We start from the raw sequence: 17,991 nt of genomic DNA, 5'->3' as shown, positions 1-17,991 counted from the left end.
CTACGACTTACGACCGACGCAGCGGGATCAACCCGCGACCTTCAACATCCCCAGCACCAACAGGGCCAGAAACACCGTCTCCCCCACCATCAGCAGGATCGGTTTCACTCCCACCGTCGCCAGCGCCTTGAGCTGGGTCTTCATCCCCAGCGCTGCGATGGAAATCACCAGGCACCACTGCGACAGCTTCCCGCCCGCCTCCACCACCAGCGACGGCAGGAAGCCGGTGCTGTTCACCGCCGCCAGCAGCACGAAGCCCACGGCGAACCACGGCAGCAGCGGCGGACGCTTGTCCCCCGGCTCCACGCCGCGGGCGCGGGTGATCATCGCCGCGCAGAGGATCACCGGCAGCAGCATGGCCACGCGCATCAGCTTGACCACCGTGGCGCTGTCGCCCACGTCCTTCGAAAGGCTGTAACCGGCACCGACCACCTGGGCCACATCGTGGATGGTGCCGCCAAGGAAGATGCCCGCCTGCAATGGCGGCAGGCCCAGCGAGCGGACGATCATCGGGTAGAGGATCATCGCCAGGGTCGACAGCGCCGAGACACCGAGCACGGTGAACAGCGTGGCCTTCTCCTTCTGCGTGTGCGCTGGCAAGGCCGCCGCCAGGGCCAGGGCTGCCGAGGCGCCGCAGATAGCCGTGGCGCCGCCGGTCAACAAACCGAAGAGGAAGTTGAAGCCCATGGCTCGGGCCGCCGCGATGGACACCAGGATAGTCACCGTGACCAGCACCACCACCATGACCACCGGCTGCCAGCCCAGCTCGGCGATCTGCCCGAAGGTGATGCGGATACCCAGCAGTGCCACGCCCAGGCGCAGGATTTCGCGGGCGGTGAACTCGATGCCGGCCTTGCAGACGCTGTCGGCGGAGAGGAAGTTCATCGCCAAGCCGAGCAGCAGCGCAAAGAGCATCACCGGCGCGCCATAGTGTTCGGACAGGAAGGTGGCAGCGGCCGCCACCATGGCGCTGACCAGCAGGCCCGGCAGCAAGGTGCGGCTGCGGCTGCCGAGGGCAGAAATCGTCAGCGCGGTCATGCCGACACCTCTTCATCGGCAATCACCACGTGGCACTCGCCGGCAATCCAAGAGATCCCGTGCCGGCGCAGGCCGAAGCCCTTGATACCCGCCGGGCAACCCGTGGCCACATCAAAGCGTAGGCCATGGGCCGGGCACTGTAGCCAGCGGCCATCCAGGCGACCGCTGAACAGCGAGGCGCCAGCATGGGGGCAGCTGTCGTCGATGGCATGCAGTTCGCCGTCGATATCCAGGAGCAGGATGAGCCCCTGCTCGTGGTGGATCAGGCTCCGGCCGCCGCGCGCTGGCAGGCGTTCGGCGGGGATGTGGATCGAACAGCTCATGCCGGGATCGCCTCCGGGAACTGTCGTTCCAAAGCTCGGTGGAGGGCTGCCAGCAGCTGTTCCGGGCTCTGCCCGCCCAGGGCGAAGGCACGGCCTTCAAGGAGGAACATCGGCACGCTGGAGTCAGCCAGGGCGACGCGGCGGCCGATGAACTGGCGGGCACCATCGGCCAGGGCATCCTCGAAGTCAGCCTCCTTGAAATCGCAGGCGCGCAGCAGACGGCGCAGGGTGTCGCGGTTGCCGATGTCCTGGCCGAGCTGGAAGTGCGCGCGGAAGATCATCTCCAGCAGCTGCTCCTTCTGACACTCGCTGCCTACGTGCACCGCGCGCTGAAACACCCGGTGCGCATAGGTGGTGTTGGGCATGGTGAGGATGCGTTCGAGGTCGAGGTCGACCTTGGCGCCCTCCGCCGCCCGCCGCACTTCGCCCATGCGTGCCTTCACAGCACGCTTGCCGCCCAGACGGCGCTGGTAGAACTCGGCAAAGGGTTCGCCGTCCATCGAAATCTGCGGCAGCAGTTGCAGGCCGAGCCAGTTCACCCGCACCTGCAGCTCGGGGCGCTGGCGGGCCAGCAGGCGCAGCGCGACGTCGAGGTTGCGCTTGCCGATCAGGCACCAGGGGCAGATGAAGTCGAAAGTCATGTCCAGATTGAGAGTCGGCATCAGGCGCCCTCCTCTTCGCCGCGCAGGCGGCGCATGTCGTTGTGGTAGTGGCGGCGGGCGTAGATGAACACCAGCGCGGCGAGGATGCTCAGCAGCGGGATGAGCTGGAAGGCGCGATCCAGGCCGATATGGTCGGCCAGTACGCCGGTGAGCAGCGGGCCGGGGGCCAGGCCCAGCAGGTTGTTGGCCAGGGTCAGGGTGGCAAAGGCAGTGCCATGCACAGCGGGTGCGGTGAGGTTGGCAACCATGGCGCCGGACGGCCCCGAGGTGCCGGCCGCGACCAGCATGCCCATCGCGATCAGGCTCAGTTGCGCGGTGCCCGGCGGCAGGTGGAAGGCGATGGACAGCAGGACACAGCTGACCAGGCAGAAGCCGATGGCGAGAATGATCTTGCGCGGTGGATTGGCGCGCCCCAGACGGTCGCAGAGGATGCCGCAGAGCACCATGCCACTGCCGCCCACCAGCACGATGACCGCCGAGATCAGCCCGGCCTTGCCGGTGTCCAGGTGGTAGTAGCGGTTGAGGTAGCTGGGGATCCACACCATCACCGCGGCGGCAACGAACAATTGCAGGCCGCTGCCCAGATAAGCGGCGATCACCGAACGGCTGCCGAACAGGCTGCGCAGCGAGCGTCCGCCGGCCTGTTGCCTGGCTTCGGCGGCGGCAACCGGCGCGATGCGTTTCTCGCTGACGATCAGCGGATAGAGCAGCGCCAGCAGCAGGCCGAACAGCGCCATGCCGGCAAAGGCCCAGCGCCAGCCCAGGTGCGCGGCAAGCACTCCGCCCAGGCCCATGCCGAGTACCGAGCCGAACATGCCGCCGGCCATGAAGGCGCCGGTCAGAGTGGCGCGCAGGTGCGCCGGGAACACCGAGATGACCACGGCGATGCCGACGCTGCCGTAGGCGGCCTCACCGACGCCGACGAAGAAGCGTGCGGCGAACATCTGCGGGAAGGTCTGTGCCACGGCGCAGCCCAAGGTGGCGAGGCTCCAGAGCATGGCCATCAGCGCCAGGCTGCGCACGCGTCCCCAGCGGTCGGCGAGCAGCGACAGGGGGAAGGTCAGCAAGCCGACCATCACCGCGACGATGCCGCTGAGCAGGCCGAGCTGCGCATCGCTCAGGGTCCATTCGGCCTTGAGCAGCGGAAAGACGGCGTTGAGTACCTGGCGCGACATGTAGTCGGAGATCAGCAGGCCGAAGGTCAGGGCAAACACCACCCAGGCATAGCGGCGCGGCACGCTGGGTTCAGCGGCAGGGATGTCGCCCAGGGCGACGGAGGGGATGGCCATGGCGATAGTGCTCCGGGTGGGTCAGTGGATTCTTGTTGTTCTGGTTGAAAGCCGGCGCGGGTTACTGGCAGAACCCGCGCCGGAGCCTGTCACGCGCGTTGCGGGACGGACTTCTGGCCCGGCTGGCGGTTGGGCGCCATGCCGTTCATGCGCAGGGTTTCCTCGACGCTGTCGTACTGCACGCCGATCTTGTAGATGGCGCGCGCTTCCTTGCCGCTGGCGACCTCGCGACCCAGTTCATGGGCGACGCGGACGCACTGCTGGATCTGCTCCACCGAACTCATGCGCTGGCCGTGCTGGCCAATGATGGTGTCCTCGATGCCGCAACGCGGGTGCAGCCCCATGGCCATCGCCATCATGTTGAACGGCAGGACGTTCTTGAGCAGCGATTCGGCAGTGACGGTGGCGCCGTCCGGAGCGCGGTGCACGAAGTTCATGAAGTTGAACGGATTGGGGCCGTCGAAGCCGCCGCCGATGCCGATCCAGGTCAGGTTCAGCGGGCCCTTGTAGACGCCCTTGCGCACCAGGCGCTCGAGGGTTTCCAGGGCGTGCATGCCGGTGAGCTGGAAGTGCGGCTGGATGCCGGCGGCCTGCAGGCGCTTGAGGTGTTCCTCGACCCAGGCCGGGCCGGCCGGCACGGTCATCTCGCTGTAGGCTGCCTGGTACAGCGGGTTCTCCAGGGAGGTGCCCTTGAGGTACTCCGGGTAGAGCAGCTCCATGATGTTCATCTGGGTGGTGTTGATCGCCACCGTCACCTGGTCGGGCTTGGGAGTCAGCTCGGCGAGCATGTGCCGGGTGTCGTCGGACAGCCACTTGGCCGCTTCGCCGTCACTTTCCGGGGCGAAGGAAATCGAGCCGCCGACCTGGATGATCATGTCCGGCACGGCTTCGCGTACGCCGGCGATCAGCTCGTTGAACTTGGACAGGCGCTTGGAGCCCTTGCCGTCCAGCTCACGTACGTGCAGGTGGAGCACGGTGGCGCCGGCTTCATAGCAGTCAACGGCCTTCTGCACCTGCTCGTCCATGGTCACCGGGATGTCTTCGGGGAAGTCCTCGGGCATCCATTCCGGACCATAGGGCGCGGTGGTGATGACCACCTTTTCCTGGTTCTCGGGGTGCAGCGAATCGTCGAAGAATTGCATGTCTGTCTCCTGGAATTGTTCTTGTAGGGGGCTTGTTTCGAGACTCAGAACGGCTTGTCGCCGATGATCCCGGCACGCTCCATGCGGCGCGTGCAGGGTGGGTAGTCCATCACCGCGTAGTGCTGGGTACAGCGGTTGTCCCAGATCGCCACATCGTTCTTGCGCCAGCGCCAGCGCACCTGGAACTCGGGGATGTACACCTGGCTCACCAGGTAGCGCAGCAGGTCCGAGGCACCCGGGTTGGCGTCCTGGCCGAAACGCACGTTCTGCGGGGTGTGGTAGTTGCTGAAGTGGGTGGTGAAGGCGTTGACGAACAGCACCTTCTCGCCGGTCTCCGGGTGGGTGCGTACCACTGGGTGCTCGGCGTCGGGGTACAGGGCCTTGAGCGCCAGGCGCTTGTCGATGGGCATCGCCGCGCCGAAGCTGGCCTCGATGCTGTGGCGTGCGCGCAGGTTGGCGATGCGCTCCTTGATCTCGGCCGGCAGCATCTCGTAGGCCAGCGCCATGTTCGCCCACATGGTGTCTCCGCCCACCGGCGGGCACTCCACGCAGCGCAGGACGCAGCCCATTGGCGGCACCTCGCGCCAGGTGGCGTCAGTGTGCCAGGCGTTCTCGTAGCGGTCGTTGGGCAGGTCCGGAGTCTTGTAGATCCGCACCAGGCCCGGGTGCTCCGGATCGCTGCCGGCCACCGGGTGGTCCTCCAGCTCGCCGAAGCGATGGGCGAAGGCGACGTGCTCGGCACGGGTGATGTCCTGGTCGCGCAGGAACAGCACCTTGTGCTTGAGCAGCAACTCGCGCAGCTCGGCGAACAGCCCTTCATCGCGGGAGGCGTCACCCAGGTTCACCCCGGATATCTCGGCGCCGATGCTGCAGGTCAGACGTTCTACGTGCATGGCGGCGCCCTCAGATGACGAAGATCGACGAGCCGGTGGTCTTGCGCGACTCGAGGTCGCGGTGGGCTTGCACGGCATCCTCCAGCGCGTAGTGCTGGTTGATCTCGATGCGGATGTCGCCGTTGCCCACGTGGGTGAACAGTTCGTCCAGCAGCGCCGCCTTCTCCGCCGGGTCGGCGATGTAGTCGGCGAGGGCCGGACGGGTGAGGAAGATCGAGCCTTTCATCGCCAGCAGCACCGGATCGAACGGCGGGATCGGGCCAGAGGCGGTGCCGACGCAGACCATCAGGCCTCGGCGCTTGAGCGACTCCAGGGAGGTCATGAAGGTGTCCTTGCCGACACTGTCGAAGACCACGTCCACGCCACGGCCATCAGTCAGTTCGCGCACCCGCTCGGCCACGCCTTCGCGGCTGTAGTTGATGACGTGCTCACAACCGTGGGCGAAGGCGATCTCGGCCTTGGCGTCGCTGGAAACCGTACCGATCACCCGCAGGCCGAGCAGCTTTGCCCACTGCGCGACGATCAGCCCGACACCGCCGGCGGCAGCATGCAGCAGGATGCTCTGGCCCGGCTTGAAGTCATGGATGCGCCGCAGCAGGTAGGCCGAGGTCAGACCGCGCATGGTCATGGCGGCAGCGGTCTCGAAGGCGATGTTCTCCGGCAGGCGGATCAGCGGCGCCGCCGGTACCAGGCGCTCGGTGCTGTAGGCGCCGAGGGTGTTGATGAAGCCGGTGTAGGTTACGCGGTCACCGGGCACGACGTTGTTCACACCCTCGCCCACCGCGACCACCACACCGGCGGCCTCCACGCCCATGCCGCTGGGCAGCGGGACGGCGTAGGTGCCATTGCGGAAGTAGGTATCGGCGTAGTTCAGGCCCACCGCCACATGGCGGATGCGCACTTGCCCCGGGCCGGGCTCGCCGACCTCCACGTCCTCGTAACGCAGGACTTCGGGTCCCCCTGTTTCATAGAAACGAACGGCTTTGGCCATGGCCGGAATCTCCAGTTGTCTTGTTGTCGTGGGCGCCCCGTTTGGAGCAGGCAAGCGCCCTTTGAGCGGACAATAGGCAGGGGCCGGGCAGGAAGCTTCACATCGTGCGACAGGGGCTTTTCATTTCATGACAGGCAGCACGCGCCCGATTTTCGTAGGAGCGAGCTTGCTCGCGAACAGTGTTCACCGGCGGCACAGGCGCAAAGCGATTCGCGAGCAAGCTCGCTCCTACAGGGGGGCCATTCTGGGGGGAACGGCTGCGGCCGGGCGGCCGCAGCGCGGGGATGGATCAGTGGAACGGGAAGATGTAGTTCATCCAGGCCGCCATGCGCAGGAGGATCTTGCGCATGATCGCCACGTGGTGGAAATGCTGGCTGTACAGCGCCGCCTGGCCGTAGGAGCCGCCGGGCATCAGGGTGGCGTACTGGGCGTAGTCGGGGTCGGTGATCTCGATGAACACCGGCACACGGCCAGCCGGCGGTGAGCCGGTGTAGCTGAGCAGGGTGCCGGAGGGCTGTACCTGGCCTTCACCGATCACACCGATGACCTGCTTGACCTTGCCACTGAAGACCTTGCCGGGAATGCCGTCGAAGGCAATCTCCGCTTCGTCCCCGGCGGTGAGGCGCAGCTGGCTGTTCTGGCGCATCCAGGCAACGAAGTACTGGCCCTCGTCCGGCACGAAGACCATCGAGGGACGCAGCGGCAGGCGTGTCGCCATCATGCCCGGGCGCAGCGAAACGTGGGTGACGAAGCCTCGGGACGGAGCACGCACCACCGAGTTGTCGAGGTTGAACTGGGCCAGCCCCAGTTGTGCGTTCAGGTCATCGACCCGCGCGGTGGTCAGATCGACGTCGCGCTTGTTGCCCACGTTGCGCAAGGCCAGTTCGCGGGCGCGAGACTGGTCGGCGCGCGCCGACACCAGTTGCGCCTTGATCGAGTCCAGTTTCAGCTGGAACGGTTTGGGATCAAGGCGGAAGAGCACGGCACCCTTCTCGATCAGCTCGTTACTCTTCACCGGTACTTCGATGACCTGCCCGGTTACTACCGGAATCACTGGCGTGGTGACGAAATAGGTACGCGCCACTTCGGAATACGGGTGGTTGTAGTTCATGGTGAAGATCAGCGCACCGATCAGTACCACACCGCCGAGCACGGCGGTTGGGACTGTCCACTTGTTCAGCGGGATGCGGAAGATCTTGAAGATGGCAATGCAGATGGCGGTGTAGGTCAGGATCAGCAACAAATCCATGCTTCAGCCCTCCCCGCCCGGCTGTTTCGGTACAGGCGGCGCCGTGTCGGCGCCGGTCGCTCTGCCTTCCAGTACTTCCAGACGCTGGCGCAATTCCGCCAGTTGTCCTTCGAGATACTCCGCCTCGGCTTGCGGTGTTCGGCCGTGGTGGAATCCCCAGCCACGGTCCTTGCGGTACAACATGGCCCAGATCCAGAGGAACGGCCAGAGTGCGTGCAGGGTGAAAAGACTCACCCATCCGGCCGCGTGGATCGCGTCCTGATGGGGGTGATCGCGGTGCACCGCGATCTCATAGGGAATGTCGTGCAGCACGATGATGCCGTAGAACAGCACCACCGCGGCAAAAATCAGTATTCCCAAAGCAACGTAGTCGAGCATCCCGCCCTCCTTGCCACCTGGCCCAGCGCCAGGGCGAATGGCTTGAGTATGGATGAGCCCCGGCGTTCTGCACGAGCGGCGAGAGGGCCGCACGGCGCGGTTTCGCACAATCGCCAGATACCAAATGCCGCAGACGCCCCATTCGTCAGGCCGGGCCCTCCAACACCGGGTTTTCGCTTTCACTCGTGGGAGGGATCATCCAGGAGACATGCCATGGGCAAGTCCACTTTTCTGCTGCTGATCGTCGCACTGGCCGTGCTGCTCGGCGGCTCATCCTGCGGTACTCACAATCGCCACCCGGACGCGCCACCCCCGCCGCCCATGGACGAGGGTCAAATGGGCTACCAGCGCATTCCGCAGCAACAGATCCAGCCACAGGTGCAGTCCATCCCGCGGCGCTAGGGCAAGCGTTCTTCGCCGCAGCGAAATCTCACGGGTGCCGAGTACGGAGCCTGCCCGCCGGGCTCAGCAGGATCAACCGCGCCACCAGCAGGGCCAGCAAGCCAACCACGGCGAAGACGATGAGGATCGCCACGCCGCCACCCTGGTCGAGGAAATCGGTCAGCGCCGCGAGGGCCGCGGCGAGGAACAGCAATACCACACCGAACCACTGCATCCGCAAGGCGCGCAGGTGCCAGGATGAGCGCTGATGGCTCAGGAAGTTGCTCTCGTTGTCCATTTTGCAATCTCCGCGAGAGGTGTTCTTCCACGCTATCAGGCAATCCGGCGGACGGAGCGATAGCTGACGAAACGCTCGCCAGCGGGCCGATCCGCCGACATGGCATCACGAAAATGGCCTGCGGTTCGCCTGGTCGCCCGCTCGCTTCTTGTCTGCGGGGCTCATCAGGTAAACGGTGAGGATGAACCGTGCCGGCACCAGCGACAGAAGCCCCAGCGCTCCCAGTATGGCGATGGCAGTGATGCCTCGCGGGTGTTCGGTGAAATCGGTGAAGAGAGCCAGCGACACGGCCACGATGAACATGACCAGCCCGAACCCTTGCATCCATCGCGCACGGCGGAACCAGGGGGACTGGCGAACGGCTTGCAGGTTCTCGACTTCATCGTTCATGACAGATTCTCCAGCGGGGGTGATCCGTCACGCTAACAAGCGTCGCAGAGCCTCAGCGACGTGACAGGCGAAAGTGCCAACCCGTACTCACTGACTCAGTTTCTGCGCGACACGCTCGACGATCTCCTCCTCCTTCAGTCCCCGGCCGAAGTGGTCGAGATAACCGCCCTCCCTGTCCAGCAGGAACAGGAAGGTGGAGTGATCGACCGTGTAGTCACCGGGCCTGTCGCCAGTGGGTACCTTCTTGTAGAACACGTGATACTCGTCGGTAATGCTGGCGATCTCCTGCGGCGTTCCGGTGAGGCCGACGAACTCCGCATCGAAGTGCCCGACATAGCCCTTGAGCTGCTGCGGCGTATCGCGTTCGGGATCGAGGGTGACGAAGATCGGGCGGGGTTTCACGCCCTTCTCCTGCTCCACCGCGCGGGCGATGCGCGCCATCCTGGCGAGGTCCGTCGGGCAGATGTCCGGGCAGGAAGTGAAGCCGAAGTAGAGCAGCGCCGGACGCCCCTCGTAGCTGCGCTCGGTCACCCGCTGGCCGTCCTGGTCGACCAGGCTGAACGGACCACCGACATCATCGCGGGTCGCTGCACCAGCGCAACCCGCCAGCAGGGCCAGGCAGAGTATCCAGAGCCGCATGGTCAATAGCCTCCCGAATAGGTCAGCGCCAGGCCGACGATGTTGGAGTTCTCACCCTGCTGTTTCTGGGTGCCGGCGGAGACGTCCAGCTTGAGCTGCCCGGTGATGTTGTAGACCACGCTGAATTCGTTGAGGTAGTCGTCGGGCGTATCGCCCAGGCTGTAGCTCTTGTTGGTGCGCGTCAGGCCGAAGGCCCACAGGCCCCAGTCGAAGGTCAGCGAGGTGGTCAGGTACTTCGTGTCGTTGCCGGCGATGGCGTCCTCGTTGTCGACGTCGGCGTACTCGATGAAGGGCACCAGGTCCATGTATTGCCGGTCCAGCGTCGGCCCCAGGGTATTGCCGTGGAAGGCCCAGATATAGCGCGCTGAAGCCAGGCGGATGATTTCATCGTCCGGTTCGCCCTGCCCCTCCACCGCGTCGCCCTCGCGACTGCGCGCGTAGCCGGCCTGCAATTCCAGGTAGGGAATCGCCGGGATCGCCAGCCAGTTCACCATCACCGCGTAGGAGTCCAGCTTGCCGGTATTGGCCGGGCCGCCGGCGTCCTTCTTGAGCATCTCGCCGTGGCGGAAGTACGGCCGGCCCAGGTACGAGTTGTCGGCGGTATACAGGCTCAGGTTCGGTTCGATGTTGCCCAGACTCTGGCTGAAGAAGCGGTACGAGTAAGTACCGCCGAGCATGCCGTCCATGTCGTAGGTATCGACGAAGTCGCTGGTATAGAGCCCCGGCGCCTGGTCCATGGCGCGGCCGATGGGTACGTGGTACTTGCCGACGACGAAAGCCTGGTTGTCGAACTGCTGGTAGTAGTCCAGCTCGTTGATGACCATGCCGACATCTTCGAAGAAGCGCTTCTCGCCGTTGTTCGGCGGGTCGATCGGGTTGATCTCGGTGGAGAAGCGAATCTGCGAGTCGCGGCTGAAGCGCAAGTAGAAGGTGCTGTTGATGTCCGGGTAGCCGTCCAGCGTCTCGCGGCCGCCGGGCTGGGAGTGGTCGGCGCGGGTGTAGTCGTACTGGAAGGTGGCGTCGTAATCCAGGCCGACGTTGGGGTACTGGCCGTCGTCGGCGTGCGCGACGGGACTGGCCAGCAGTGCGCCGAGCAGCGGCAGGGTCAGGCGATTGGGGTTCATGGCGGCGCCCTCACTTGGCCAGCGGGTTGGACTTGTCGAAGTCCCGCCCGGTGTTACGCAGATAGGCGCACGTCTGGTTGTCGCCGTAGATGCCGCCCAGGGGTTCGAGCTTCACCGCCTGCTCGTAATCCTCCGGGCGTACTACCTGGATCGCCTGCATCATGCCGCCGTCCTCGTGTTCGAGGATGTGGCAGTGGTAGACGAACTTGCCGAGCATCACCGGGTCGCGGAACGGAATGCGCAGGGTGATCGAGCCGGTAGCGGGGATGTACACGTTGTCCCGGTAGCCACTGAAACGCACCGGCTTGCCGTTGATCTCGACGACCTGGAAGTCGGTCTGGTGGATGTGGAACTGGTGCAGTTCCTGGGATGGGTTGTACAGCCGCCACTCCTCCAGGTCGCCCAGTTTCACCGTGGTATTCACCTTGCCCGGATCGAAGCGCGTGCCGTTGATGTAGAAGGTATTGGGGTCACTGTCCGAGTCCTGGAAGGCGAACTGGCGGACCCGCGCGACTTTCTCCTGGCGGAAGTCTTCGACCTGCGGATACGCACTGGTGATCTGCTTCGTCGCCACCGCCGCGCCACTGGAGTTGAGGATGGCGAGCCGCTGCGCCGGATAGGTATCCCCCGCCGGTCCCGTATTGGCGGCGCCCATGGTGATGTCGTGCTGGCCGGCCGCCGGCCCCACCACCAGCACGCTGAAGCGCGCCGACGGGCCGATCAGCACCTCTTTCGCATCGACCCGCCGGGTCACCGTGTTGCCGTCGCGGGACAACACCTGCATCGACTGGCCATCGATGGCGATGCGGAAGTACTGGTTGGCGGCGATGTTGATGAAATGCCAGAGCTGCGTCTCGCCCGGCTGGATATCGAGGGTCGGTTCGAACTGGCCGTTGATGGTGCGGATAGAAGGCGCGCTGGTGATGACCTCGGTGGCGTTACGCCCGGTCAGGGTCTTCTGGAAGTTGCGCAGCACCAGCACGCGTTCCCTGATGCCCTTGAGCTCGGGGAACGGATCGAGGATGCCGTCGACGATGATCGGCCCCGCGATCCCGGCCGACACCTGGTACTGCGACCCGCCGTGAAAGTGGCTGTGGTACCAGTACGCACCGGGGCTGTGGTTGGCGGGAATCGCGAAGTGATAGTCACCGACTTCATGGGATCGGGTCTCGCGAAAGATGCTGTCGCCACCGTCCAGCGGCGTGACCGTCATGCCGTGGAAGTGCAGGTTGGTGATGTCGTCCATGCGGTTGTCCAGGCGCAGGGTCAGCGTGCCGCCGGGCTTGAGCCGCAGCAGGGGCGAATCGTACTGGCCGTTGAACACCAGGGTGTCGTAGCGCACGTTGCCTACCGCCACCTCGCGGCGTTCGGCGGTCAGCGTCGCCGTCGTGGTGCCCTGGGCGTCGTAGCTGAATTCAGGTGGCGGCTGGAGGGGCGCGGCGGACGCGGCACCCAGGAAGAACGCAGCGAGCGGGCACAGCGCGGCGAGCGGCAGGCGCAGTCTGGACATGGTCGACCCCGTACGGTGGCGATGGGCAATGGACCGGAGCCCGGGAAGGGCCCCAGCCGTCGCCCGAAAGGTCGGAACTGCGCTGCGTGTGACGGCTACTGGGAATCGTTATAGCCAACCCGCAAAACGAGTTGAAACCAAGGTCCCAATCTTCCGTCGAACGGTCAGGACGCACGCTAGAGCGTTGCGTCGTTGATACAGATCCGGGTGCCCGGTGCAGAACTGTCTATCCTTCACCCGGCTGTCACGAAACAGGGATGGGCTCATGCCGAAGAAGCTGGTGCTGGTAGCGCTCGTGGCGCTGCTGCTGGGGGGTGGAGTGTGGTGGTACCTGCACTCCCGCGAAGGTGGTGACAAACGCCTGGTGCTCTACGGCAACGTGGACATTCGCCAGGTGTCGCTGGCCTTCACCGGCAGCGAGCGCATCGCGAAGATGAATGTCGAGGAAGGCGATCAGGTCAAGGCTGGCGACGTGTTGGCCAGCCTCGACACGCGCACCCTGCGCTTGCAGATCGACAAGGCCCAGGCGCAGATCGCCGCTCAGGAGCAGAATCTGCTGCGCCTGAAGAACGGCTCGCGCCCCGAGGACATCGACCGGGCGAAAGCCCAGGACAAGGCAGCCCGCGCCCAGCTCGACCTCGCCAACACCCAGCTGCGCCGGCTGCAGAACATTCGCGCCAACAGCCCAGGAGGCCGCGCCGTCAGCCAGCAGGACATCGATAGCGCCACCTCGCAACAGAAAGTCGCCCAGGCCGAGCTGGAAGACCGGCAGAAGTCCCTGCGTCTGGCCCAGATCGGCCCGCGCGCGGAGGACATCGCCCAGGCCGACGCCCAGCTCGCTGCCGCCCGTGCCGACGTGGCACTGCTGCAGCACAACCTCGACGAAGCCGACCTCAAGGCGCCGCAGAACGCCACCGTGCGTTCGCGCCTGCTGGAACCCGGCGACATGGCATCGCCGCAGCGGCCGGTGTATTCGCTGGCCCTGACCGATCCGAAATGGATTCGCGCCTACGTCAGCGAAACCAACCTGGGGCGGATCAAGCCCGGCATGAAAGCCCAGGTGTTCACCGACAGCCACCCGGACCAGGCCATCGACGGCCACGTCGGGTTCATTTCCTCGGTGGCCGAATTCACGCCCAAGTCAGTGCAGACCGAGGAGCTGCGCACCAGCCTCGTCTACGAGGTACGCGTACTGGTGGCCGATCCGGACAACCGCCTGCGCCTGGGCATGCCGGCCACGGTGCGCTTCGCCGACGAGCCGCGCTGATGGCCTCGGTTCAGGCAACCCACGCCGAATGCCCGGTCATCCGCGCCGCAGGCCTGGCCAAGCACTTCCTGGTGAAAGAGTCAGGCAAGACCGTGCAGGCGCTCAAGGACATCAGCCTGGACATTCCGCGCGGCCAGCTCACCGCCCTGGTCGGCCCGGACGGCGCCGGCAAGACCACCTTCCTGCGCCTGGTCGCGGGGCTGCTGCAGGCCGACTCCGGCACGTTGACAGTGCTGGACCTGGACGTCCATGCCCAGCCGCAGCAGGTGCAGGACCGCATCAGCTACATGCCGCAGCGCTTCGGCCTCTACGAAGACCTGAGCGTGCAGGAAAACCTTGACCTCTATGCCGACCTCCATGGCGTGCCACACCAGGAACGCCAGGAACGCTACCAGCGCCTGCTGGAGATGACCGACCTGGCGCGTTTTACCGACCGCCCCGCGGGCAAGCTCTCCGGCGGCATGAAGCAGAAGCTCGGCCTCGCCTGCACCCTGGTGCGCTCGCCGGACCTGCTGCTGCTCGACGAGCCCACCGTCGGCGTCGACCCACTGTCGCGCCGCGAACTGTGGGAAATCATCCAGCAGCTGATCGAGCAGGAACAGCTCAGCGTGCTGGTCTCCACCTCTTACATGGACGAGGCCGAGCGCTGCGCCGAAGTCTTCCTGCTGCACCAGGGCCAACTGATGGCACAGGGCGACCCGGCATCGATCCGCGAGCACGCCGACAACCTCTGCTTCATCGCCACGCCACCCTCGGACGAGCCCGCGCGCACCCTGCAGGCCCGGCTGCTGGACGACCACCAGAACATCGTCGATGCCGTGCCGCAGTCCGGCGAAGTGCGCTTCATCCGCCAGCCCGACGCCGACCAGGCCGCCCTGGACAAGCTGCTCGACGGCGCCCCGGTGCGCCAGGTGGATGCGCGCCTGGAAGACGGCTTCATGTTCCTTCTGCGCGCCCGCAGCGATGCCGAGCAGGTCGACATGGATTCGCTCAAGGCCGGAACGCACCGCCACGCCGACAGCGACGAAACGGTGATCGAAGTAAAAGACCTGGTGCGCAAGTTCGGCGACTTCACCGCCGTGGCCAGCACCAGCTTCAGCGTGCACCGCGGCGAGATCTTCGGCCTGCTCGGACCCAACGGCGCCGGCAAGACCACCACCTTCCGCATGCTCTGCGGGCTGCTGCCGGCTACCAGCGGCACGCTACAGGTCGCCGGGGTCAACCTGCGCCACGCGCGGGCCCAGGCGCGGCGCAAGGTCGGCTACGTGTCACAGAAGTTCTCCCTCTACGGCAATCTCTCGGTGGCGGAGAACCTGCGCTTCTTCGGCGGTGCCTACGGCCTGGGCGGCAAACAGCTGAAGCAGCGCATGGACGCGGTTTCCCGGCAGTTTGATCTGACCGGGCAGGAAGATTCGCCCAGCGGCCAACTGCCCGGCGGCTTCAAGCAGCGCCTGGCGATGGCGGTCGGCTTGCTCCACGAACCGGAAATCCTCTTCCTCGACGAACCCACCAGCGGCGCCGATCCACTGGCCCGCCGTGGCTTCTGGCAGCGCATCACGGCGCTGGCGGCCTCCGGCACCACCATCATCATCACCACCCACTTCATGGAAGAAGCCGAGTACTGCGACCGCATCGTCATCCAGGACGCCGGCAAGCTGCTGGCGATGGGCACTCCGCAACAGGTACGCGAACAGGCCGGCGGCCAGGGCAGCACGCTGAACATGGAGCAGGCGTTCATTGAAATAGTCGAAAGCAACCGTCATCACGCCAAGGCAGGCGCCGCATGAGCGCTGGCGGCTTCTGGCGGCGCCTCGCGTCACTTACCCGCAAGGAAGTGCGGCAACTGGTGCGCGACCGCAGCAACCTGCTGATCGGCATCGGCCTGCCCATCGCGCTGATCCTGATCTTCGGCTACGGCCTGTCGCTGGACGTCAAGCGCGCCATCGTCGCCATCGTGCTAGACGACCCCTCCCCCGTGGCCCGCGACGTGGCCGCCGGGATCAGCCGCACCGAGTATCTGGAACCGCACCTCGTACGTTCCTACGCCGAAGGCGAGAAGCTGATGCGCGCTCGCGAGGTGGACGCGGTGGTGCAGTTCCCCTCCGACTTCACCCGCAACCTCAACGACGGCCACGCGCAGATCCAGGTGCTGGTGCAGGGCTCGGATGCCACCCGCGCCGCCAGCGTTTCCACCTACGTCAGCAGCGCCCTCGCCGGCTACGCCGAGAAGCAGGCCGACCGTGGCTCCGGCCCGGCAAGCCAGGCTGGCGCGGTCACCATCGTCCAGCGCATGTGGTTCAACGCCGCCAACACCAGCACCTGGTACCTGGTGCCGGGGCTGATCGTACTCATCATGACCCTGGTCGGCGCCTTCCTCACCGCCCTGGTGATGGCCCGCGAATGGGAGCGCGGCACCCTCGAAGCGCTGTTCGTCACGCCAGTTCGGCCGGTGGAAATCCTCCTGGCGAAGATCATCCCCTGCTTCGGCATCGGCATGATCGGCCTGGCGCTGTGCCTGCTCGCCGCGCGCTTCCTGTTCGACGTGCCGATCTACGGCTCCTTCATCGTCCTGGTGATCGCCTCCATGCTCTACATGCTGGTGGCGCTGGGCATCGGCCTGCTGATCTCGGCGGTGACCAAGAACCAGTTCCTCGCCAGCCAGATCGCCCTGCTCGCCAGCTTCCTCCCGGCGATGATGCTCTCGGGCTTCATCTTCGACCTGCGCAACGTGCCCACCGCCATCCGCGTGATCGGCAACCTGCTGCCGGCGACCTACTTCATGGAACTGGTGAAATCCCTGTTCCTGGCCGGCGACTTCTGGCCGATGATCCTCAAGAACTGCGCCATCCTCGCCGCCTACGCCGTCGCCCTGCTGGGCCTGGCGCGGCTGGTGACGCGCAAGCGGCTGGACTGACTCCCATGGAATTTCTCTGGCGCATCCTCAACCTGTGGCGCAAGGAACTGCTGGTAATCCTCAAGGACCCGGCCAACCGCATCGTGCTGGTGGCACCGGTGCTGATGCAGAGCGTGCTGTTCGGCTACGCGGTGACCTTCGACCTCAACGATGCGCCCTACGCCGTGCTCGACCTCAGCCATAGCGAATCCTCCACGCGCCTGATCTCGCGCCTGGATGGCAGCGGCATCTTCCACCGCGTGGCGACGCTCACCCGCGTGGAGGAAATCCAGACGGTGATCGACGAGCAGAAGGCCCTGCTGGTGATCCACATTCCCTCGGACTTCCAGACACGGTTGGCCCAGGGCGACCCAGCACCGATCCAGGTCATCCTCGACGGGCGCAACTCCAACACCGCCGGCTCCGCCGCCGCCGGCCTGGCCGTGGTGGTGGATGAGTTCAATCGCGAACAAGGCCTGGCCTCGGCGCCGATCAGCGTGGTCAGCCGCTCCTGGTACAACCCCAACCTGGAGACCCGCTGGCCGCTGATCCCGGCGCTGATCGCCACCCTGAGCATGATGCAGACGCTGATGCTCACCGCGCTCTCGGTGGCCCGCGAACGCGAACAGGGCACCTTCGACCAGTTGCTGGTGACGCCCTACACGCCGCTGGAAATCATGCTCGGCAAGGCCATTCCGCCCCTGCTGATCGGCATGGTGCAGGCCACGCTGGTGCTGCTGATGGCGCTGTTCTGGTTCCGAATACCCATGGCCGGCTCGCTGTTCAACCTCTACGGAGGACTGGCGGTGTTCACCATCGCCTGCGTCGGGCTTGGCATGTCGATCAGCGCGGTGTCGCTGAACATGCAGCAGGCGATGCTCTACACCTTCGTGCTGATCATGCCGCTGACACTGCTTTCCGGCCTCGCCACGCCGGTGCGCAACATGCCCGAGTTCCTGCAGATCGTGACCTACGCCAACCCGCTGCGCTTCGGTATCGACCTGATCCAGCGCGTCTACCTGGAAGGCGCGACGCTGGCCGACGTCGGCCTGAACCTGATCCCCATGCTGGTGGTGGCCGCCGTCACCCTGCCGCTCGCCTCGTGGCTGTTCCGCCACCGGCTTGCGTAGCGGATCACCCGACATGACGAGCCAATGCAATACCCTGACAGGGAACTTCCTTGGAAATGGACAGCCATGAGCGACACCAGCCAGTTCATCGTCTTCGCCGTCACCCAGCTCGCCCTGCCGTTTGGGCTCGGGTACCTGTATTGCCGGAAGAAGGGCATCCCCACCAACTCCTGGCGCGCCGGCGGCATTTACCTGATCGCCCTGTCGGCGGCGATGCTGTTCTTCATCGGCCTGCTCGGCCTGCCCACCCACGTGAAGAACGTCGGCATGGTGAGCAACCGCTCCATGGGCCTGGCCTGCGGCCTGATCGGCATCTTCGGCGGCCTGCTGATGGGCTATGTCGCACGACGCTTCGAGGGCACTTCGGATGACTAGCTTTGCAAGAGGGTGTCAG

The 17,991-nt window shown here is 65.6% G+C and carries 20 protein-coding genes; 6 read left to right on the top strand and 14 right to left on the bottom strand.

Going from position 1 to position 17,991, the window contains the following annotated elements:
- Nucleotides 1-27: 27 nt before the first annotated feature.
- The 9 genes from ACKI1H_RS18120 to ACKI1H_RS18080 all read right to left on the bottom strand — a co-directional run bounded on the left by ACKI1H_RS18120 (nucleotide 28) and on the right by ACKI1H_RS18080 (nucleotide 7,965).
- Nucleotides 28-1,038 (bottom strand): YeiH family protein, encoded by a 1,011-nt coding sequence (locus ACKI1H_RS18120; protein WP_138523075.1) that lies wholly within the window; start codon nucleotides 1,036-1,038, stop codon nucleotides 28-30.
- A complete protein-coding gene (locus ACKI1H_RS18115) occupies nucleotides 1,035-1,361 on the bottom strand; it encodes a Rieske (2Fe-2S) protein (protein WP_440465829.1) in 327 nt (108 codons plus the stop codon). The genes ACKI1H_RS18120 and ACKI1H_RS18115 overlap by 4 nt, the downstream gene beginning before the upstream one ends.
- Complete coding sequence (locus ACKI1H_RS18110; protein WP_440465828.1) at nucleotides 1,358-2,023, bottom strand: DsbA family protein; 666 nt, start codon at nucleotides 2,021-2,023, stop codon at nucleotides 1,358-1,360. The genes ACKI1H_RS18115 and ACKI1H_RS18110 overlap by 4 nt, the downstream gene beginning before the upstream one ends.
- A complete protein-coding gene (locus ACKI1H_RS18105; protein ID WP_440465827.1) occupies nucleotides 2,023-3,312 on the bottom strand; it encodes an MFS transporter in 1,290 nt (429 codons plus the stop codon). The genes ACKI1H_RS18110 and ACKI1H_RS18105 overlap by 1 nt, the downstream gene beginning before the upstream one ends.
- 89 nt (nucleotides 3,313-3,401) lie before the next feature.
- The gene (locus ACKI1H_RS18100) at nucleotides 3,402-4,454 is read right to left on the bottom strand and encodes a 3-keto-5-aminohexanoate cleavage protein (RefSeq protein WP_138523067.1); all 1,053 of its coding nucleotides are present in this window, start codon (nucleotides 4,452-4,454) and stop codon (nucleotides 3,402-3,404) included.
- A 44-nt stretch (nucleotides 4,455-4,498) separates the two neighbouring features.
- Nucleotides 4,499-5,347, bottom strand: coding sequence for a TauD/TfdA dioxygenase family protein (locus ACKI1H_RS18095; RefSeq protein WP_138523065.1), 849 nt, complete (start codon nucleotides 5,345-5,347; stop codon nucleotides 4,499-4,501).
- A 10-nt stretch (nucleotides 5,348-5,357) separates the two neighbouring features.
- A complete protein-coding gene (locus ACKI1H_RS18090) occupies nucleotides 5,358-6,338 on the bottom strand; it encodes a quinone oxidoreductase family protein (RefSeq protein ID WP_138523063.1) in 981 nt (326 codons plus the stop codon).
- 289 nt (nucleotides 6,339-6,627) lie between these two features.
- A complete protein-coding gene (locus tag ACKI1H_RS18085) occupies nucleotides 6,628-7,587 on the bottom strand; it encodes an HlyD family secretion protein (RefSeq protein WP_138523061.1) in 960 nt (319 codons plus the stop codon).
- Nucleotides 7,588-7,590: 3 nt separating this feature from the next.
- Nucleotides 7,591-7,965: a DUF3302 domain-containing protein gene (locus ACKI1H_RS18080; protein ID WP_440465826.1), complete on the bottom strand. Its 375-nt coding sequence runs from the start codon at nucleotides 7,963-7,965 to the stop codon at nucleotides 7,591-7,593.
- A gap of 213 nt (nucleotides 7,966-8,178) precedes the next feature.
- On the opposite strand from ACKI1H_RS18080, the gene ACKI1H_RS18075 reads away from it, so the two are divergent.
- Nucleotides 8,179-8,367 carry a hypothetical protein gene (locus tag ACKI1H_RS18075; protein WP_138523057.1) on the top strand — a complete coding sequence of 63 codons (189 nt, stop codon included), beginning with the start codon at nucleotides 8,179-8,181 and terminating at the stop codon, nucleotides 8,365-8,367.
- Between the two features lie 28 nt (nucleotides 8,368-8,395).
- Here ACKI1H_RS18075 and ACKI1H_RS18070 read toward each other — a convergent pair whose 3' ends face one another.
- From ACKI1H_RS18070 to ACKI1H_RS18050, 5 genes are all read right to left on the bottom strand, one after another.
- A complete protein-coding gene (locus tag ACKI1H_RS18070) occupies nucleotides 8,396-8,644 on the bottom strand; it encodes a hypothetical protein (RefSeq protein ID WP_138523055.1) in 249 nt (82 codons plus the stop codon).
- Nucleotides 8,645-8,749: 105 nt separating this feature from the next.
- The gene (locus ACKI1H_RS18065) at nucleotides 8,750-9,034 is read right to left on the bottom strand and encodes a hypothetical protein (RefSeq protein WP_138523053.1); all 285 of its coding nucleotides are present in this window, start codon (nucleotides 9,032-9,034) and stop codon (nucleotides 8,750-8,752) included.
- Nucleotides 9,035-9,121: 87 nt separating this feature from the next.
- Complete coding sequence (locus ACKI1H_RS18060) at nucleotides 9,122-9,673, bottom strand: SCO family protein (RefSeq protein WP_440465825.1); 552 nt, start codon at nucleotides 9,671-9,673, stop codon at nucleotides 9,122-9,124.
- Nucleotides 9,674-9,675: 2 nt separating this feature from the next.
- A complete protein-coding gene (locus tag ACKI1H_RS18055) occupies nucleotides 9,676-10,797 on the bottom strand; it encodes a hypothetical protein (RefSeq protein WP_440465824.1) in 1,122 nt (373 codons plus the stop codon).
- Nucleotides 10,798-10,807: 10 nt separating this feature from the next.
- Complete coding sequence (locus tag ACKI1H_RS18050) at nucleotides 10,808-12,307, bottom strand: multicopper oxidase family protein (RefSeq protein WP_440465823.1); 1,500 nt, start codon at nucleotides 12,305-12,307, stop codon at nucleotides 10,808-10,810.
- A 265-nt stretch (nucleotides 12,308-12,572) separates the two neighbouring features.
- Between ACKI1H_RS18050 and ACKI1H_RS18045 the strand changes: the two genes are divergently transcribed.
- From ACKI1H_RS18045 to ACKI1H_RS18025, 5 genes are all read left to right on the top strand, one after another.
- Entirely contained in the window at nucleotides 12,573-13,574 is a 1,002-nt protein-coding gene (locus ACKI1H_RS18045; protein WP_440465822.1) for an HlyD family efflux transporter periplasmic adaptor subunit, read from the top strand.
- Nucleotides 13,574-15,361 (top strand): ATP-binding cassette domain-containing protein, encoded by a 1,788-nt coding sequence (locus ACKI1H_RS18040; RefSeq protein ID WP_440465821.1) that lies wholly within the window; start codon nucleotides 13,574-13,576, stop codon nucleotides 15,359-15,361. The genes ACKI1H_RS18045 and ACKI1H_RS18040 overlap by 1 nt, the downstream gene beginning before the upstream one ends.
- On the top strand, nucleotides 15,358-16,488 hold the full coding sequence (locus ACKI1H_RS18035) for an ABC transporter permease (RefSeq protein WP_440465820.1): 1,131 nt from the start codon (nucleotides 15,358-15,360) through the stop codon (nucleotides 16,486-16,488). The genes ACKI1H_RS18040 and ACKI1H_RS18035 overlap by 4 nt, the downstream gene beginning before the upstream one ends.
- A gap of 5 nt (nucleotides 16,489-16,493) precedes the next feature.
- Nucleotides 16,494-17,597, top strand: coding sequence for an ABC transporter permease (locus tag ACKI1H_RS18030; protein WP_440465819.1), 1,104 nt, complete (start codon nucleotides 16,494-16,496; stop codon nucleotides 17,595-17,597).
- 66 nt (nucleotides 17,598-17,663) lie between these two features.
- Nucleotides 17,664-17,972, top strand: coding sequence for a hypothetical protein (locus ACKI1H_RS18025; RefSeq protein ID WP_440465818.1), 309 nt, complete (start codon nucleotides 17,664-17,666; stop codon nucleotides 17,970-17,972).
- Nucleotides 17,973-17,991: the final 19 nt, after the last annotated feature.

Origin of the sequence: Pseudomonas sp. YH-1, from assembly GCF_051990045.1 — a bacterium.
GTDB classification, from domain to species: Bacteria; Pseudomonadota; Gammaproteobacteria; order Pseudomonadales; family Pseudomonadaceae; genus Pseudomonas; species Pseudomonas nicosulfuronedens.
The sequence above is the reverse complement of the archived record's forward strand: the minus strand, read 5'-3'. Positions and strand labels throughout refer to the sequence as shown.

Excerpts from the sequence above, each read along its gene's own strand:
- ACKI1H_RS18120 (WP_138523075.1), bottom strand. The coding sequence starts at position 1,038 with ATGACCGCGCTGACGATTTCTGCCCTCGGCAGCCGCAGCCGCACCTTG.
- ACKI1H_RS18115 (WP_440465829.1), bottom strand. The coding sequence starts at position 1,361 with ATGAGCTGTTCGATCCACATCCCCGCCGAACGCCTGCCAGCGCGCGGC.
- ACKI1H_RS18110 (WP_440465828.1), bottom strand. The coding sequence starts at position 2,023 with ATGCCGACTCTCAATCTGGACATGACTTTCGACTTCATCTGCCCCTGG.
- ACKI1H_RS18105 (WP_440465827.1), bottom strand. The coding sequence starts at position 3,312 with ATGGCCATCCCCTCCGTCGCCCTGGGCGACATCCCTGCCGCTGAACCC.
- ACKI1H_RS18100 (WP_138523067.1), bottom strand. The coding sequence starts at position 4,454 with ATGCAATTCTTCGACGATTCGCTGCACCCCGAGAACCAGGAAAAGGTG.
- ACKI1H_RS18095 (WP_138523065.1), bottom strand. The coding sequence starts at position 5,347 with ATGCACGTAGAACGTCTGACCTGCAGCATCGGCGCCGAGATATCCGGG.
- ACKI1H_RS18090 (WP_138523063.1), bottom strand. The coding sequence starts at position 6,338 with ATGGCCAAAGCCGTTCGTTTCTATGAAACAGGGGGACCCGAAGTCCTG.
- ACKI1H_RS18085 (WP_138523061.1), bottom strand. The coding sequence starts at position 7,587 with ATGGATTTGTTGCTGATCCTGACCTACACCGCCATCTGCATTGCCATC.
- ACKI1H_RS18080 (WP_440465826.1), bottom strand. The coding sequence starts at position 7,965 with ATGCTCGACTACGTTGCTTTGGGAATACTGATTTTTGCCGCGGTGGTG.
- ACKI1H_RS18075 (WP_138523057.1), top strand. The coding sequence starts at position 8,179 with ATGGGCAAGTCCACTTTTCTGCTGCTGATCGTCGCACTGGCCGTGCTG.
- ACKI1H_RS18070 (WP_138523055.1), bottom strand. The coding sequence starts at position 8,644 with ATGGACAACGAGAGCAACTTCCTGAGCCATCAGCGCTCATCCTGGCAC.
- ACKI1H_RS18065 (WP_138523053.1), bottom strand. The coding sequence starts at position 9,034 with ATGAACGATGAAGTCGAGAACCTGCAAGCCGTTCGCCAGTCCCCCTGG.
- ACKI1H_RS18060 (WP_440465825.1), bottom strand. The coding sequence starts at position 9,673 with ATGCGGCTCTGGATACTCTGCCTGGCCCTGCTGGCGGGTTGCGCTGGT.
- ACKI1H_RS18055 (WP_440465824.1), bottom strand. The coding sequence starts at position 10,797 with ATGAACCCCAATCGCCTGACCCTGCCGCTGCTCGGCGCACTGCTGGCC.
- ACKI1H_RS18050 (WP_440465823.1), bottom strand. The coding sequence starts at position 12,307 with ATGTCCAGACTGCGCCTGCCGCTCGCCGCGCTGTGCCCGCTCGCTGCG.
- ACKI1H_RS18045 (WP_440465822.1), top strand. The coding sequence starts at position 12,573 with ATGCCGAAGAAGCTGGTGCTGGTAGCGCTCGTGGCGCTGCTGCTGGGG.
- ACKI1H_RS18040 (WP_440465821.1), top strand. The coding sequence starts at position 13,574 with ATGGCCTCGGTTCAGGCAACCCACGCCGAATGCCCGGTCATCCGCGCC.
- ACKI1H_RS18035 (WP_440465820.1), top strand. The coding sequence starts at position 15,358 with ATGAGCGCTGGCGGCTTCTGGCGGCGCCTCGCGTCACTTACCCGCAAG.
- ACKI1H_RS18030 (WP_440465819.1), top strand. The coding sequence starts at position 16,494 with ATGGAATTTCTCTGGCGCATCCTCAACCTGTGGCGCAAGGAACTGCTG.
- ACKI1H_RS18025 (WP_440465818.1), top strand. The coding sequence starts at position 17,664 with ATGAGCGACACCAGCCAGTTCATCGTCTTCGCCGTCACCCAGCTCGCC.